Origin of the sequence: Methylobacterium sp. J-072 (assembly GCF_022829425.1) — a bacterium.
GTDB lineage: Bacteria > Pseudomonadota > Alphaproteobacteria > Rhizobiales > Beijerinckiaceae > Methylobacterium.
This window is the reverse complement of record NZ_JAKSYK010000180.1, coordinates 147,082-163,123: the sequence shown is the minus strand read 5'-3', so window position 1 is coordinate 163,123 and position 16,042 is coordinate 147,082. Positions and strand designations below refer to the sequence as shown.

The window sequence follows — 16,042 nt, the reverse complement described above, 5'->3', positions numbered from 1 at the left end:
CCCCTCTCCCGTGCGGGAGAGGGACAGGGTGAGGGATGCGACCTATCCGGACAGACCTGGTCCCTCACCCCAACCCTCTCCCGCATGGGAGAGGGGGCGCTTCGCGGCTTTCGCGAGCCGATGTGTGAAACATCGTAGCTCTGCGGGGGAGGGAGAGGCGCGCCTGGCCCGGCTTCAGCCCACCTGGCGCAGATGCGCGCCGCGGGTGCCGGCTTCCGCCTGCTGGGCGCGGATGAAGGCGGCGATCCGCGGCGCGATCACCGTGCGGTAGCGCGAGCCGTTGAACACCCCGTAATGCCCGACGCCCGCCTGGAGATGGTAGGCCTTGCGGGCCTCGGGCAGGTTCGGCGTCAGGTCGAGGGCCGCCTTGGTCTGGCCGACGCCGGAGATGTCGTCGTTCTCGCCCTCCACCGCCAGGATGGCGCAGCGGCGGATCGCCCCGAGATCGACCGGGGTGCCGCGGTGGCGCATCCGGCCCTTGGGCAGGTCGTGGTCGACGAAGACCGTCTGCACGGTCTGGAGATAGTATTCCGCGGTGAGGTCCATCACCGCCAGGTATTCGTCGTAGAACTCCCGGTGCTTCTCGGCCGAGTCGCCGTCGCCCTTCACCAGATGGTCGAACATGTCCGAATGGGCGGTGACGTGGCGGTCGAGGTTCATCGCCATGAAGCCCGAGAGCTGCAGGAAGCCCGGATAGACCCGGCGCCAGGCCCCCGGGAACACGGGCGGCACCAGGCTGATCGTGTTGCGCTCGAACCAGGTCTGGCCGCGCTCCTGGGCGAGGCAGTTCACCGCGGTGGGCGAGCGGCGGGTGTCGATCGGGCCGCCCATCAGGGTCATCGAGGCCGGCACCACGGGCGCGCCCTTGGCTTCCAGGAGCGCCACCGCGGCCAGCACCGGCACGGCCGGCTGGCACACCGCCATGATGTGCAGGTCCGGCCCGAGGACGGCGAACATCTCCTGCAGGTAGTCAATGTAGCTGTCGAGATCGAAGCGCCCGACCGCCAGCGGCACCATCCGGGCATCGGTCCAGTCGGTGACGTAGACCCGGTGGTTCGGCAGCATCGCCTCCACGGTGCCGCGCAGCAGCGTGGCGTAGTGCCCCGACATCGGCGCGACGATGAGCAGCTTCGGCTGCGGCTCGGCCGGCGGGGTGATGAAGGCGCGCTCGAACGCGACCAAGCGGCAGAACGGCCGCTCCCAGACGACGCGCTCTGTGACCGGGACGGCTGTCCCGTCGACCAGGGTCTCGGTGAACCCGAAGGCGGGCTTGCCGTAGCGGCGGGTGGCGCGCTCGAACATCTCGCAGCCGGCGCTGATCGCCCGGGCGTAGGGCCCGTAGGCGAGCGGATTGCCGGGCATCTGGAGGGCGTGGCGGGTCAGGTCCGCGGCGACCCTGGCCGGCGCCATCATGGCGCGGGCGCCCTCGAACATCGCGTAAGCCAGAAGCACCGCCACCTCCCATCCTGGGGCCGCCGACGCACCGCCGACAGGCGAAAAACCTGCTGCAACCCGGCGCCCCAGGATAAGGTTCCACCCTGAACGATCACGGAACATCCCCGGCCCCGGGCGACTTGCCCGTGACCACACCGTCGGCGCGACGGATCCGGCGCCTTGCCCGGACGCCGTGCCGCGGCCCCCATCGAAACACTCTGCGCCGGCAAGGCCTCACCGGCGCTGCACCGATGCACGCATGCCTGACAGCAACCTCAACGGTCTCGTCCGCAACGCCCGCCACCTCCGGCTCGACACCTTTGTTCGCCTGCGCTGGCTCGCCATCACCGGCCAGAGCGCCGCCGTGGTCGGGGCGCAGTTCGGCCTCGGCCTGGCGCTGCCCTTCGGCTGGTGCTTCCTGGTGATCGCCACCTCGTCCTGGCTGAACCTGGCGCTGCGCATCCGCTTCCCGGCGAGCTACCGGCTGAGCGACGATTCCGCGGCTTTGCTCCTCGCCTTCGACATCGTGCAGCTCGCCGCACTCCTGTTCCTGACGGGCGGCCTCCAGAACCCGTTCTCGCTGCTGTTCCTCGCCCCCGTGCTGATCTCCGCCACCGCGCTGCCGCCGGAGCGGACCCTGGCGCTCGGTCTGCTGGCGGTAGGGCTGGCGACGCTCCTCGCCCTGGTCCACCGGCCGCTGCCCTGGTTCTCGGACGGGCGGATCGAATTGCCGTTCCTCTACGTCTCCGGGGTCTGGACCGCGATCCTGCTGGGAACCGCCTTCACGGGCGTCTACGCCTGGCGGGTCGCCGAGGAGACGCGGCTCCTCGCCCAGGCGCTGGCGGCCACGGAACTGGTGCTCGCCCGTGAGCAGCACCTGTCGCAGCTCGACGGTCTCGCGGCGGCGGCGGCCCACGAATTGGGCACGCCGCTGGGCACCATCATGCTGGTGACCAAGGAGCTGATCCGCCAGCTCGGGCCGACCGCGTCCCCGGCGGTGGCCGAGGACTTGAACCTGCTGCGCGAGCAGGTCGACCGCTGCCGGGGCATCCTCGGCAAGCTGACCTCGCTCGACGGCGACGGCGTCGGCTTCCTGGAGACGGTGACGTTCAGCCATCTGGTGGAGGAGCTGGTGGCGCCCCAGCGCGCCCTCGGCGCGGTCCTGGACATCTCCAGCCGGGGCGACGGCCCGGAACCCGCCTGCCGCCGCAATCCCGGGGTGATGTTCGGGCTCGCCAACATCCTCGACAACGCCGTCGACTTCGCCGATTCCCGGGTCGCCGTGGAGGGCCGCTGGACCCAGGAGCGCGTCTGGATCGAGATCCGCGACGACGGCCCGGGTTTTTCCAGCGAGGTTTTGCTGCGGGCCGGCGAGCCCTACGTAACCACCCGCAGCGCCGACCGTTCGCAGACCGGCGGGACCGTGGGCGCCGGCCTCGGCCTCGGTTTGTTCATCGCCAAGACCCTGATCGAGCGCTCGGGCGCCCAGATCGCCCTGATGAACGTCTCGGCGCCGGATTCCCACGGGGCGATCGTGCGTGTCTCCTGGGCCCGCCACATCTTCGAGCGGGGGGCAGCCCCGCGCCATTCGCCGGAATTCAATATCCACGCGCCCCTGCCCCCGGGCGATGTCGTCCCTATATGAGGATCAGACCAAGATCTGACTTAAGTAATTCCCTTACAAAAACCCGAAAGGAGTGCCGGATGCTGACGCAGCCCGGGACCACGGCAACGATCGATCCCGCCGTGATCAATGAAGCCGATCCGCTCGCCGCCTTCACCGACCGCAGCCTGCTGATCGTAGACGACGACAAGCCCTTCTCGACGCGGCTCGCCCGCGCCATGGAGAGCCGCGGCTACCACGTCCAGGTCGCCGACAGCGTGGCCGAGGGCGTTTCCGCGGTCGAGGCCCGGCCCCCCGCCTTCGCGGTCATCGACATGCGGCTCGGCGACGGCAACGGCCTCGACGTGATCGCCCGCCTGAAGGAGCGCCGGCCCGACGCGCGCGGCGTGATCCTCACCGGCTACGGCAACATCGCGACCGCCGTCACGGCGGTGAAGCTCGGCGCGTTCGACTATCTCGCCAAGCCCGCCGACGCCGACGAGATCCACGGCACGCTGATGGCGCAGCCCGGCGAGCGGGCCGACCCGCCCGAGAACCCGATGTCGGCGGACCGGGTCCGCTGGGAGCATATCCAGCGGGTCTACGAGCTGTGCAGCCGCAACGTCAGCGAGACCGCCCGGCGCCTGAACATGCACCGGCGGACGCTGCAGCGGATCCTGGCCAAGCGCGCGCCGCGCTGACGTTCAGAACCACCGATCCCGGGTCCCGCGGTTGCATAGCCCCTCCCCTCTGGGCTAGCTGCGCGGGTCCCGGGCTCGTTTCGTCTGGGGCCTCGCAATCGACCGGGAGACGGGTCTCGTGAACGGGCGCAACGCCATCACCATCGTGAGCATGATGGTCCTCGTCGGCACCGAGGTCTTCGCCGTCGCCATCGCGGCCGGCTGGGCGCTCGCCGGCCTGTTCGACCTGGGCGACAGGGTCGGCCACGTCCTGATGGGCGTCTTCAGCCTATTCGCGGCCTGGATCATGCTCCAGCTCTGGCGCCGGGCGACCAGCATCGAGCCGATCCGGGCGCGCGCCACGCCGCGCTAGCCGTACCTCATCCGACACGACGTTCGACAGGCCGGCGGCCTTCCTGCTAGGGAACGCGCGACGGCCGCCCGTGTAACGACGCCGCGGGTTGCGCCCACGTTTTCGGCTGCGCGTGAGACCGGAAGATCCATGAAAGCCCGTATCATCGTCACCCTGAAGACCGGTGTGCTGGACCCGCAGGGCAAGGCGATCGAGGCCGCGCTCCGGTCGCTGGGCGTCGAAGGCGTCGACAGCGTCCGCCAGGGCAAGGTGTTCGACCTCGAAGTCTCGGCCGGCGACGGCGTAGCCGCCGAGGCCACCCTGCGGACGGCCTGCGAGAAGCTGCTCGCCAACACCGTCGTCGAGAATTACGCGATCGAGATCCTCTGATGCATGCTGCGGTCGTCGTCTTTCCGGGCTCGAATCGCGAGAGCGACGTCGCCCGGGCCCTGCGCCGGTCCGGCGCGCGGGTCAGCATGGTCTGGCACGCGGATCGGGACCTGCCGGCCGGAACCGACCTCGCCGTCCTGCCGGGCGGTTTTTCCTACGGCGATTACCTGCGCTGCGGCGCCATCGCGGGCCGCGCGGCCGCCATGGACGCGGTGCGGGCGCATGCGGCCCGCGGCGGCCTCGTGCTCGGCATCTGCAACGGCTTCCAGATCCTGTGCGAATCGGGCCTGCTGCCGGGCGTGCTGATGCGCAACGTCAACCGCCGCTTCATCTGCCACCGGCAGACGCTCCGGGTCGAGCGCACCGACACCCGCTTTACCAGCGCCTACACGCAGGGGCAGGTCATCGACGTCTGCGTCGCGCATGGCGAGGGCAACTACTTCGCCGATCCAGAGACCCTGGCGCGGATCGAGGGCGAGGGCCGCGTGGCCTTCCGGTATTGCGACGCCGCCGGGACCATCACGGTCGAGGCCAACCGCAACGGCTCCCTCAACGCCATCGCGGGGGTCTATTCCGAGGGCGGCAACGTCCTCGGGATGATGCCGCACCCCGAAAATTTCGTCGAAGGCCTGATCGGCGGCACCGACGGGCGCGGCCTGTTCGACAGTCTCGCTGCGTGAGAACGCGGCCGGAGATTGGTTTTTAACCGGCCGTTAACGATCGTAAGCTATAACGAGGCATCCAGAGTTCTGGATATCGAGTTGGACATCTCCGTCCGCTCTGTTTGATGCCTCCCTGATGACTCATCCAAGCCGCCCCCAACCGGGCGGCTTTTTTCTGTCGGTGGGAGTTTCGCAGCCGCCCCATCACCCGCCTTGTCATCCCGGGGCCGCGAAGCGGAGCCCGGGATCCATAACCGCCGACAGATCAAGACCTCGCACCGTCGGCGGTTATGGGTTCCGGGTTCGCCTGGGGCGCCCCGGAATGACAGGGTGGTTCATCCTGCGGCCGTTCCTCAGTAGAGCCCGCCGGCCTGCGCCGCCCGGTCGGGATCCGCCGGCACAGCCGCGGGGGCAGCGCTCTGGGCCGGGGCGACGTAGGAATCGGGCGGTGCGGTGCCGGGCTTGAACGCCTCCAGGATCGTGCCGGCGCCCTCCCCCGAACCGGCACGGGTGCCGGAGGCGAGGTTCACGCGGATCAGCTTGATCCCGGGCGGCACCCGGAACGGCGTCGGCGGCTTGTCTTTGAGGGCCGTCTTCAGGAATTCGAGGGCGATCGGCGCCGCCAGCCCGCCGCCGGTGGCGCGGTCGCCGAGCGAGCGCGGCTTGTCGAAGCCGATATAGATGCCGACCGCGAGGTCCGGCGAGAAGCCGACGAACCAGGCGTCCTTGGCGTCGTTGGTGGTGCCTGTCTTGCCGGCGAGCGGCTTGCCGATCTGCTTCAGCAGGGTCGCGGTGCCGCGCTGGACCACGCCCTCCATGATCGAGACCATCTGGTAGGCGGTGAGCGGGTCGAGCACCTGCTCGGAATCGTCGACCAGCTTCGGCTCGTCCTGGCCGGACCACTTCTCCGCGTCGCAGCCGATGCACTTGCGGTTGTCGTGCCGGTAGATCGTCTCGCCGATGCGGTCCTGGATCCGGTCGATCAGGGTCGGCCGGATGCGGCGCCCGCCATTGGCGAGCATCGAGTAGGCGGTGACCATGCGCATGACCGTGGTCTCGCCGGCGCCCAGCGACATCGGCAGCACCGGCAGCAGGTCGTCGTAGACGCCGAAGCGGCGGGCGTACTCGGCGATCAGCGGCATGCCGACATCCTTGGCGAGCCGGACCGTCATCAGGTTCTTCGAGTGCTCGATCCCGTACCGGAGGGTGTGCGGGCCGCCGGACTTGCCGTCGTAGTTCGAGGGCGTCCAGGCCTCCTGGCCGGGGCCGGCCTCGATGGTGATCGGCGTGTCCTGCACGATCGACGCCGGGGTGTAGCCGTTATCGAGCGCCGCCGAGTAGACGATCGGCTTGAACGAGGAGCCGGGCTGGCGCATCGCCTGGGTGGCGCGGTTGAACTCGGATTCGTCGTACGAGAAGCCGCCGACCATCGCGTGGACGCGGCCCGTGTTCGGATCCATCGCCACGATGGCGCCGGAGACCTCGGGCTTCTGGCGCAGGCGGAACTGGCCGCGGCCGCCCTCCATCGCCTCGACATAGACCATGTCGCCGGGCTGGAGGTTCGGGCGGCCGGCCCAGCGCATGCCGTCCGGGGTGATCACACCGGTCTCGCGGTCCTTGGCCACCTGGCCCGACGCCTCGCGCTTGGGCTGGAGGCCGACCTGCACGCCGCCGCCGCCATTGCCCAGCACCACGGCGAGCCGCCAGGGCGCCACGTCGCCGAGCGCCGGAACCTCGGCGGCCGCCATGCCCCAGTCGCGTCCGGTCAGGTCGACCTTGGTGACGGCGCCGCGCCAGCCATGGGCCTGGTCGTAGCGCACCAGGCCGTCGACCAGGGCCTTGCGAGCCCAGGCCTGCATCTTCGGGTCGAGGGTCGCGCGCACCGAGAGGCCGCCCTCGTAGAGCTTCTTCTCGCCGTAGCGCTCGGAGATCTCGCGCCGGACCTCCTCGGTGAAGTAGTTGGCGTTGGCGGCGTTCGGGAAGGCGACCCGCGGGTTGACCCCGAGCGGCATCTTCTTGGCCGCGTCCGCCTCTTCCTTGGTGATGTAGCTGTTCTCCGCCATCAGGCGGATGATCTCGTTGCGGCGGTCCAAAGCCGCCTGGGTCTTGCGGTAGGGGTGGTAGTTGTTGGGCCCCTTCGGCAGCGCGGCGAGGTAGGCGGCCTCGTTGATGGTCAGCTCGTGGACCGACTTGCCGAAGTAGTCGAGCGCGGCGGCCGCGACCCCGTGCAGGTTCCGGCCGGGAACGATCGTCCCCAAGAAGATCTCGTTGAGGTACAGCTCTAGGATCTTGTCCTTGGAGTAGGCCGCCTCGATCCGCAGGGCCAACAGCGCCTCGCGGATCTTGCGGTCATAGGTCTGCTCGGAGGACAGCAAAAAGTTCTTGGCGACCTGCTGGGTGATGGTCGAGGCGCCCTGCCGCTTGCCCGACTTGGCGTTGGTCAGGAAGGCGCGGACGATCCCCTCGGGGTCGATGCCGCCGTGCTTGTAGAAATTCTTGTCCTCGGCCGACAGGAAGGCCGCGACCACGATCTTCGGCATCGCCTGGATCGGCAGGTACAGCCGGCGCTCGCGGGCATATTCGGCCAGCAGCGAGCCATCGGAGGCGTGGATGCGGGTCATCACCGGCGGCTCGTAATTGGCGAGCGCGGCGTGGTCGGGCAGGTCCTGGCTGTACTTCCAGTAGAAGTACCCGCCGGCCGCGGCGCCGACCACGAACAGCACCGCGGCGGCGCTGAACAGGATCCCGAAGAAACGAAGGATCAGACGCATCCGGTGTTCCGCTCGTCGCTGGCCCGGCCGCCTGCCGGGTTCGGCTCATCCGGCACGGGCGTCCATCCTCGACGCGGTCGGCTCCCGGACGCTCCCGTGAAGCCCCCTCGGATTGCCGGTTCAGCGGCGGTGCGACGGGGCGTTCGGACGTCCCGTATCGACACTTACTCTATGGTAAAACTGGGGCGACGGCGGCCGACCGCCGCGTGATCGTCGGAGCTTTCAGCGTCGCGCGGTTGCCGAAGAACTGGTCGATCGCCTTGGCCATGGAGCCGGTGACGCCCGCCCGCCACTCCGGCGATTGCAGCATCTCCAGGTCGCGCTTGCTCGACAGATAGCCGAGTTCGACCAGCACGCTCGGCACATCGGGGGAGCGCAGCACCATGAAGCGCGCCTCCCGGTGGGGCTTGGAACTCATCTCCATGACCGGGGCGAGCTGGCCCATCAGGGTGCGGGCGAAGCCCGACGAGAAGCCGCGGGTCTCGCGCAGGGTCAGTTCCTGCAGGATGTCGGCGATATCCGGAGGCGCCTCGGCGGCGTCGGCACCGGCCGCGGCGTCGGCCTTGTTCTCGCGCTCGGCGAGCCGGGCGGATTCCACGTCGGTGGCCTTCTCGGCGTTGGTGTAGATGGTGGCGCCGCGGACCTGGGGCGCCGCCGAGATCGAATCCGCGTGGATCGACACGAACAGGTCGGCCTTGGCCTCCCGGGCGAGGCGCACGCGGTCGGCCAGGGGCACGAACACGTCCCGGTCGCGGGTCATCCGGACCCGGTAGCGGCCGCTCGCTTCCAGCTTCTCGACCAGCGCCTGCGCGTAGCCGAACACGATGTCCTTCTCGAACACGCCGCCCACCGCGATCGCCCCGGGATCGGTCCCGCCATGCCCGGCATCGATCATGATCAGCGGGCGCTGATCGGCGGGCTCAGGCGGGGCGCTGCGCGCCTGGGCGGGAGCAGGATCGGCTGCGGCCGCCGCCTTGTGGAACGCCTCGCGCTCGACCCGCTGGAGCGGGATGGTGAGCAGCACGGCGCCGTCCTTGGCCCGGGTCACGGTCTCGATCCGCCCGATCGTGGCCGGCGCGGCGAGGTCAATCACCACCCGGGATCGGCCGGGGGCGAACAGGCCGTAGCGGAAGGATTGTACGACGCCCTCGCGGCGGCGCCCGGTCCCGGATTCGAGCTGAAAATTGACCTCCGGTAGGTCGATCACCACCCGGTCCGGCCGCTCCATCACGAAGCCGCGAGCCTCGACGGCCCGCGACAGGGTCAGGGTGAGCCGCGTGGTGCCGCCCTGGCTCGCGAGATCCGCCCCGATGGCGATCGCGGGCGCCGGGCTGGTCGGCTTGTCGCCGTTCTGGGCAAAGACCGGCGCCCCCGCCAGCGTCAGAGCGAGGCAGAGGCCGTGAATGGCAGAACGGATCAGGTGCGCGCGGCTCGGCATCGGTCCGGATTCATCTCCCGCGCCCTCCGATCAGGCATAGGAGCGATAGGGTTAATCGATCGTTGCCCGGTGCGGTTCGATGCGGCCGTGCGTGTCGTCCCTATGCGACAGCCTGAACATGGCGATCGTACGTCAGCGGAACGGGACCATGCGGCTCGCCTTGCGGAACACGTTGCTCCAGCAGGTCAGCGAAGCGTCGGCGGCGCGCTGGACCTCGCCCACTTGCAAGCGAATCAGGTCGGCGGGGTTACGGACCCGCGTGAGGGCGCCGATATGGGCGACGGCGGCCTCGCCCTCGCCGCGCATGTAGCTCGCGATCGTCGCGCCGATCCCGGTGCTGTCGGACGCGAACGCGACCGGGCCGCCCTTGGCGACGGCTTCACTCGCTACGGGCGCTGCGGACGGAACGGGGACGGGCGGGAGCGTGACGGTTGGAACGAGGGCGGCTACCGGAAGCTCAGCCTCGGCCGGCGCATCGGGCTCGGCATCGTCCCGGCTCGAATCCGCGCTTCTCTCCATGGCCTCGGAAACCGCGGCAGTCGGGATGGCCGTATCGGTGGACGGCACTGCACGGAGCGCGGCGCTGTCCGCGTCGAGGCTCGGCTTGGGATCCCAGGTGGCGCGGGGGCCCTTCGGTCGGCGCGGTTTTCCCATTGGGCGATCTCCTCCTCGTCCGCTTCGGCCCCCTGACGGAGCGGCAGCCGGCGGGAAAGACCGTCTTCGGCATCGCCTGTCCGGCGGTGCGGGACCTACGGTGACGGATCACGGGGGGCGGATGCGATATCCCGTTGAACCCCGGGGCCCAGCACCGGTGCCCGGTCCTGTCGGACCGGGCATCGGCTCGATCTGTACCGGTCCGCCGTGGCGGACCGGGCCGTGCCTCAGCGGGCGATGTTCTGCTGCGCGAGGGCGCCGAAATCCTTGGCCTGGGCCTGGAGGGCGGCGAATTGGCTGCGGACGAACTCGGACTGCAGCTCGAAGGCCTCGCGCAGGTCCTTGGTGCGCGCCAGCTTCTGGGCGAAGTCGAAGGTCGCGTTGGCGTTGTTCTGCGCGTGCTCGAAACCCTTCGAGACCGCCGCCGTCACGGTCGACTGGAAGGTCTGGCCCGAAACCTGGGCCTGCTCGGCGGCCTTCATGGCGTTCGCCATCATGGTGCCGACGGCGTTGCGCGCCTGGTCGACGCTCTTCTCGGCGAAGTCGCGCATCTCGGTCGGGATTTCGAAATTCGGGGTCTGCATCAGAGTCTCCAGCACGCTGTCTCGGAGGGACGCCGATCTGCGTCCGCGGTGACGCGCCTCTATATGTTGCACTGCAACAAGAAGTCAAGTGCCTATTCGGGGGTGGGCGCGGGGGTGGAAATCCCGATAAAATGCAGATCCCCGGTATCCGCTCAGTCTTCGTGCCGCCTTGCGGAGAACACGGCCGATCCGGATAAACCTCGGCCGTTTCATTGGGCATCATGGCGCGTCACGGCCACCTCGACGCCTCTCTATATAAATCTTATCGGCTGTCTATAGCCAACACGCCCGGGGCAGAGACTTGCCGATTCGATGTCAGGCCGACCGCGCGGTCGACTGCTCCGACCGGGCCGCCACCTCGGTATGGTGCAGCGCACTAGTGCGGCTCTCCACGAGTCCCGCATAGAGGGACCGGAGCGCGGCGGTATGGGTGGCGAGCGTCATCGGCGCCGCGCGGAACCGGGCCCGGGCATTCGCCCCAAGGGTTGCGGCACAGGCATCGTCCCGCAGGGCCGAGAACGCCGCCGCCAGGGCCCCGATCTCGGGGGCGACGACGAAACCGGTCCGCCCGTCCCAGACCTTCTCGGCGGCTCCAGACCGCTCGGACGCGACCACCGGGATGCCGGCCGCCAGGGCCTCGTAGACCGTGAGCGGCCCGGTCTCGTACCAGCGCGACGGCGCGGCGAGCGCCCGGGCGCGGCGGCGCAGCAGGGCCCAGACGGCCTCGGGGGCCTGCCAGCCGACCACCTCGACCCCGGGCCGGGCGCGCAGCTCCGCCTCCAGGGGGCCGGCGCCGACGAACAGGGCCGGGAGCCCGGCGGCCCGGGCGGCGTCGGCGACGAGGTCGGCGCCCTTCTCCCGGGTCAAGCGCCCGACATACGCGATGGCGTCGCCCCGGGCGGGATCGGCCGGGGGCCCGTCCGCGAGCCGGACGGGGTTGTCGATGCGGTGGTGGGTGAGGGCGTAGCCGCCGAGCAGGTCGCCGAGCCGCCGCCGGCTGGCGTCGCAGACATGGACGACGTGGAGCGGACGCCGATGGAGCGCCTGCCGGAGCGCCCCCGCGCGGGCGACGCGCACGAGCTTGTGCACCCGGCTGCGGGGATCGCAGGGCGCGGCGAGGCAGGCGGGCGAGAGCGGCGCCAACGCGCAGGGTTCGGCCCGGTCGAACCGATAATAGACCCCGTTCGGGCAGGCCAGGGCGTAGTCGTGCAGGGTGACGATGACCGGAACGTCGAGCCGGGACAGGACCGGGAAGATCGCCGGGGACAGGGTGCGGGTCCATTGGTGCAGGTGGAGGCAATCCGGCGCCGCCGGCAGCTGTCGGAGCGCCGCCTCGAGGGCGCGGGCCGCGGCGGCATGCCAGATCCCGGTAGCCGCCGCCTTGATGCCGCCCAGGGTCCAGATGTCGGGCAGGCCGAGCTCGATCCGGCGGATATTGTCGTGGTCCAGCAGGGGATCGACCGGGCTCGGGATCGCCTGGAGGTAGGTCACCCTCAGGCCGGCCTCGGCGAGCCCGCGGGCGGATTCGAGGGCGACCTTTTCCGCCCCGCCGCTGGTGGTCGCGAACTCGGCCAGGATCACGACATGCATGAGTTGTCTCGGCAGCACCTGCCGCGATGATAAGTCCAGGTCGGTTTACGGAGGATCAACCGCCGTCCGTTACAGACTTACACTCCGAGAACAGAGCGGCGGAATTCCTGACGTGCACGTCGTCCTCGTCGCCGACCATGCCGCGATCAATGGCGGCCAGGCCAAGGTCGCGATCGAATCCGCCCTGGGTCTCGCCGCCCGGGGGTTCCGCGTCAGCCTGTTCGCGGCCGTAGGCCCGGTCGATCCGCGGCTGGAACCCGCCGGCATCCGGGTGGTCTGCCTGGATCAGGACGACGTCACCACGGCGCGCAACAAGCTGGCTTTCGCGGCCCAGGCGATCTGGAACGGACCGGCCGCCCGGGCCCTGGCGGCGGAACTCGCCGCCTGTGATCCGCGCGACACCCTGGTCCATGTCCACGCCTTCGCCAAAGCGCTGTCGCCGGCCATCGGCCCGGCCCTGCGGGCTTCCGGCCTGCCGAGCCTCTACACGATGCACGAGTTCTTCCTGGTCTGCCCGACCGGGGGGTTCTACGCCTATCCCGAGCAGAAGATCTGCCACCGCACGCCGATGTCGGCCTCCTGCATCCTGGCGAAGTGCGACGCGCGCAGCTACCCGCGCAAGGTCGCCCGGATGATCCGCCATGCCGGGCTCGCGCATGTCGCCCGGTTGCCGGAGCTGTTCTCCCACGTCGTCACGATCAGCGATTTGCAGGAGAGCGTAGTCCGGCCGCTGATGCCCGGCGGCACCATGTTTCACCGGGTCGACAACCCGATCGCGGTGGCGCAGGCGCCGGTCCATGAAGGGCCGCCGGGCGACTTTTTGTTCGTCGGCCGGATCTCCGCCGAGAAGGGCGCGCCGATCTTCGCGGAAGCCGCCCGGCGGGCCGGGGTCCGGGCGGTGTTCGTCGGCGACGGCTCGGAGCGGGCCGATCTCGCCGCTCGCTATCCCGAGGCGGTGATGCTCGGCTGGCGCGACCCCGCCGCCGTACAGGTATTGATGCGGCAGGCGCGGGCGCTGGTCTTCCCGAGCGTCTGGTACGAGGGCCAGCCGCTCACCGTCTACGAGGCGCTCGCCTGCGGCACGCCGGTGGTCGTCAGCGACGCCTGCGCGGGCCGGGAGGCGGTGGTCGACGGCGAGACCGGGTTCTGGTTCCGCTCAGGCGATCCCGATGCGCTGGCCGCGCATCTGCGCCGCCTGTCCGATGACGGCCTCGCCGCCCGGATGGGTCGGGCCGCGCATGCCCGCTACTGGACCGCGCCTTTGACGCCGGACGTCCATCTCGACCGGCTGACCGGCGTCTACGAGACGGTGATGCGCGAAGCCTCTGCACGGGACCGGGCGGCGCGCCTGCGGCCCGGCCGGGCGGTGGCAACGGCCTGACCGGGCCTACGGCACGGCCCGATTGATACCCTTTGCGACCGAAAAAACCGGAAACACCCGGGCTCCGTTGCGTTGACGCGCACAGGCACCGAGCGTGCACCCGTCACGGACGAGCGACAGACATGGCCGACGACCACAAGCTGAAGAACGAGACCAAGCCTGGCTTCCAGCAGGGCAGCGCCAAGCCGGACGACAAGACCAATCCTGCGAACAAGCAGGAGAAGATGGACGAGCGCCTCGACGACGCCCTCGAGGAAACGTTCCCATCGAGCGACCCGGTCTCGGTGAAGATCACCAAGTAGCGGGTTCCCAAAGGGCTCAGCCCTTTGGCGGGGTTCGGGGGCGGAGCCCCCGAGACCTTTGGTTCTCGATCCGTCAGGCGGCTTCGAGCAGCCGCCGGGCGATGACCTGGGCCTGGATCTCGGCGGCGCCCTCGAAGATCGACAGGATGCGGGCGTCGCACAGGATCCGGCTGACCGGGTATTCCAGTGCGAAGCCATTGCCGCCGTGGATCTGGAGCGCGTTGTCGGCGGCCGCCCAGGCGACCCGGGCGCCGAGCAGCTTGGCCATCCCGGCCTCCAAGTCGCAGCGCTTGCCGGCATCCTTCTCGCGGGCCGAGAAGTAGGTGAGCTGGCGGGCGATGTTGATCTCCACCGCCATCATGGCGAGCTTGTCGGCGACCCGCGGGAAGCTGACCAGCGCCTTGCCGAACTGGACCCGCTCCTCGGCGTAGCGCAGGGCCACGTCGAGGGCCGACTGGGCGACGCCGATGGCCCGGGCCGCGGTCTGGATGCGGGCGGATTCGAAGGTCTGCATCAGCTGGGCGAAGCCCTTGCCCTCGACCTCACCGAGCAGGTTGCCGCCGGGCACCTCGAACCCCTCGAAGGCCAGCTCGTATTCCTTCATGCCCCGGTAGCCGAGCACCTCGATCTCGCCGCCCGACAGGCCCTGGACCGGGAACGGCTCTTCGTCCGTGCCCCGGGGCTTCTCGGCGATCAGCATCGAGAGGCCGCGATGGCCCTTCTCCTCGGGCTTGGTCCGCACCAGCACGGTCATGATGTCGGCCCGGACCGGATGGGTGATCCAGGTCTTGTTGCCGGTGATTTTCCAGGTGTCGCCGTCCTTCACCGCCTTCGTGCGGAGCGAGGCGAGATCCGAACCCGTGTTCGGCTCGGTGAACACGGCCGTCGGCAGGATGTCGCCCGAGGCGATCTTGGGCAGGAAGCGGTGCTTCTGCTCCTCGGTGCCGCCGCACAGGATCAGCTCGGCGGCGATCTCCGAGCGGGTGCCGAGCGAGCCGACGCCGATATAGGCCCGGGATAGCTCCTCCGAGACCACGCACATCGCGGTCTTGGGCAGGCCCATGCCGCCGTACTCTTCCGGGATCGTGAGGCCGAACACGCCCAGCTCGGCCATCTTGGTGACGACCGCCATGGGGATGTATTCGTTCTTCAGGTGCCACTCATGGGCCTGCTCGACCACCTCGGCCTTGCCGAAGCGGCGCATCTCGGAGCGGATCGCCTCCATGTCCTCGTCGAGGCCCGAGGCGCCGACGGTGGCCGAGCCGCCGCCCTCGCGCATCAGCGCCACCAGGGCGGCGCGGTTCTCCGGGGTGTTGCCCTCGGCGATCAGGGTCTCGATCGCGTCGGAGCGGTACTGCGCGACCTCCTTGGCCGAGAGGCCGAGCGAGCCGGTCGGACGGACCATCTCGCCCTGGCTCATCGGGATGCCGGAGAACAGCTGGTCGAGATACTCGCCGGCGCCGATCCGCACGAGCAGCGTCTCGGTCTCGCCGAACCGGCCCTCGGCCTGGAGGCGCTCGGCGTAGCCGCCGAGCTCGGCCACCGCCTCCGCGTAGGTCGCAAGCCAGGCCAGCCCGTGGGCGGCGTGCTGCTGGGCCTCGAGCTTGCCGGCATCGATCCGCCCATCCGTGCCGAGGATGCGCGTCCGCACCCGCCGGGTGGCCTCCGCCACAAGGGCCTTCGCGCTCTCGCCGGCGGCCTTGGTGAGGCTGACGACGTCCTGCGGCTCGGTCTGGATGGCGGGGGATGCGGACATGGTTTTTGCTCGCGTGGCGTTTTATTGGATCGTGACTTCTAACCCGTCCGACGCCCAGGCCGAAGCAGATTTCATTTGTCGCGTCTTGAACTCAAGTTGAAGACCGCGGGGTTTTGACGCGCTCGGTGACGCCGAACCGGCCTCCACTTCGGCGCCCGGCGCTCCGGTTCAGCGCTTCTGTTCGCAGCGCGTCTTGACGTAGGCGCCGTTCTCGCCGGTGAAACCGGTATTGGCCGCCAGAACCGGCCCCTGGATCAGGCATTCCTGCAGCGTGTGGGCCGGCCCGGTGATCACGTCGAGGGCCGTCTCCCGCGAGCAGTCCGGGGCCTGGACGTTGGCGGCGCAGATGAGCGCGACGACGAGGATCTGGTTCATGGGGCCTCCCGGGGATCTGGTCGATCCGGCCCGGCTCTTCGGCGGCTGGGCGGTATCAAGCGAAAGACCG

General features: G+C 69.8%; 15 protein-coding genes. 7 read left to right on the top strand and 8 right to left on the bottom strand.

The features are described 5' to 3' along the window. Positions 1 to 174: 174 nt before the first annotated feature. A complete protein-coding gene (locus MKK67_RS22155; protein WP_313899038.1) occupies positions 175 to 1,452 on the bottom strand; it encodes a polyhydroxyalkanoate depolymerase in 1,278 nt (425 codons plus the stop codon). Positions 1,453 to 1,693: 241 nt separating this feature from the next. Between MKK67_RS22155 and MKK67_RS22150 the strand changes: the two genes are divergently transcribed. The 5 genes from MKK67_RS22150 (at position 1,694) to purQ (ending at position 5,139) form a co-directional block, all read left to right on the top strand. Then, positions 1,694 to 3,079 (top strand): ActS/PrrB/RegB family redox-sensitive histidine kinase, encoded by a 1,386-nt coding sequence (locus MKK67_RS22150; RefSeq protein ID WP_243969478.1) that lies wholly within the window; start codon positions 1,694 to 1,696, stop codon positions 3,077 to 3,079. Between the two features lie 59 nt (positions 3,080 to 3,138). Continuing rightward, positions 3,139 to 3,738 carry an ActR/PrrA/RegA family redox response regulator transcription factor gene (locus MKK67_RS22145; protein ID WP_243969476.1) on the top strand — a complete coding sequence of 200 codons (600 nt, stop codon included), beginning with the start codon at positions 3,139 to 3,141 and terminating at the stop codon, positions 3,736 to 3,738. Between the two features lie 118 nt (positions 3,739 to 3,856). Next, the gene (locus tag MKK67_RS22140) at positions 3,857 to 4,090 is read left to right on the top strand and encodes a hypothetical protein (protein ID WP_243969474.1); all 234 of its coding nucleotides are present in this window, start codon (positions 3,857 to 3,859) and stop codon (positions 4,088 to 4,090) included. A gap of 129 nt (positions 4,091 to 4,219) precedes the next feature. Next, on the top strand, positions 4,220 to 4,459 hold the full coding sequence (purS, locus tag MKK67_RS22135) for a phosphoribosylformylglycinamidine synthase subunit PurS (protein WP_243969472.1): 240 nt from the start codon (positions 4,220 to 4,222) through the stop codon (positions 4,457 to 4,459). Then, positions 4,459 to 5,139 (top strand): phosphoribosylformylglycinamidine synthase subunit PurQ, encoded by a 681-nt coding sequence (purQ, locus tag MKK67_RS22130; protein WP_243969470.1) that lies wholly within the window; start codon positions 4,459 to 4,461, stop codon positions 5,137 to 5,139. Before purS ends, purQ begins: the two co-directional genes overlap by 1 nt. 335 nt (positions 5,140 to 5,474) lie before the next feature. Here the strand turns inward: purQ and MKK67_RS22125 are convergent, their stop codons facing one another. The 5 genes from MKK67_RS22125 to MKK67_RS22105 form a co-directional block, all read right to left on the bottom strand. Then, positions 5,475 to 7,892 (bottom strand): penicillin-binding protein 1A, encoded by a 2,418-nt coding sequence (locus tag MKK67_RS22125; RefSeq protein ID WP_243969468.1) that lies wholly within the window; start codon positions 7,890 to 7,892, stop codon positions 5,475 to 5,477. Between the two features lie 169 nt (positions 7,893 to 8,061). Then, positions 8,062 to 9,330, bottom strand: coding sequence for an N-acetylmuramoyl-L-alanine amidase (locus tag MKK67_RS22120; RefSeq protein WP_243969466.1), 1,269 nt, complete (start codon positions 9,328 to 9,330; stop codon positions 8,062 to 8,064). A 132-nt stretch (positions 9,331 to 9,462) separates the two neighbouring features. Beyond that, positions 9,463 to 9,984: a hypothetical protein gene (locus MKK67_RS22115; RefSeq protein WP_243969464.1), complete on the bottom strand. Its 522-nt coding sequence runs from the start codon at positions 9,982 to 9,984 to the stop codon at positions 9,463 to 9,465. A 227-nt stretch (positions 9,985 to 10,211) separates the two neighbouring features. Further along, positions 10,212 to 10,568, bottom strand: coding sequence for a phasin (locus MKK67_RS22110; protein ID WP_243969462.1), 357 nt, complete (start codon positions 10,566 to 10,568; stop codon positions 10,212 to 10,214). A gap of 315 nt (positions 10,569 to 10,883) precedes the next feature. Next, complete coding sequence (locus MKK67_RS22105; RefSeq protein ID WP_243969460.1) at positions 10,884 to 12,158, bottom strand: glycosyltransferase; 1,275 nt, start codon at positions 12,156 to 12,158, stop codon at positions 10,884 to 10,886. Positions 12,159 to 12,270: 112 nt separating this feature from the next. On the opposite strand from MKK67_RS22105, the gene MKK67_RS22100 reads away from it, so the two are divergent. Continuing rightward, a complete protein-coding gene (locus MKK67_RS22100) occupies positions 12,271 to 13,539 on the top strand; it encodes a glycosyltransferase family 4 protein (protein ID WP_243969458.1) in 1,269 nt (422 codons plus the stop codon). Between the two features lie 122 nt (positions 13,540 to 13,661). Beyond that, complete coding sequence (locus MKK67_RS22095; RefSeq protein WP_243969455.1) at positions 13,662 to 13,841, top strand: hypothetical protein; 180 nt, start codon at positions 13,662 to 13,664, stop codon at positions 13,839 to 13,841. Positions 13,842 to 13,914: 73 nt separating this feature from the next. On the opposite strand, the gene MKK67_RS22090 is transcribed toward MKK67_RS22095, so the two are convergent. Together MKK67_RS22090 and MKK67_RS22085 are read right to left on the bottom strand one after the other, a co-directional pair. After that, positions 13,915 to 15,597 carry an acyl-CoA dehydrogenase family protein gene (locus tag MKK67_RS22090; protein WP_243969453.1) on the bottom strand — a complete coding sequence of 561 codons (1,683 nt, stop codon included), beginning with the start codon at positions 15,595 to 15,597 and terminating at the stop codon, positions 13,915 to 13,917. A gap of 168 nt (positions 15,598 to 15,765) precedes the next feature. Beyond that, on the bottom strand, positions 15,766 to 15,972 hold the full coding sequence (locus MKK67_RS22085) for a hypothetical protein (protein WP_007565256.1): 207 nt from the start codon (positions 15,970 to 15,972) through the stop codon (positions 15,766 to 15,768). Between the last annotated feature and the right edge of the window lie 70 nt (positions 15,973 to 16,042).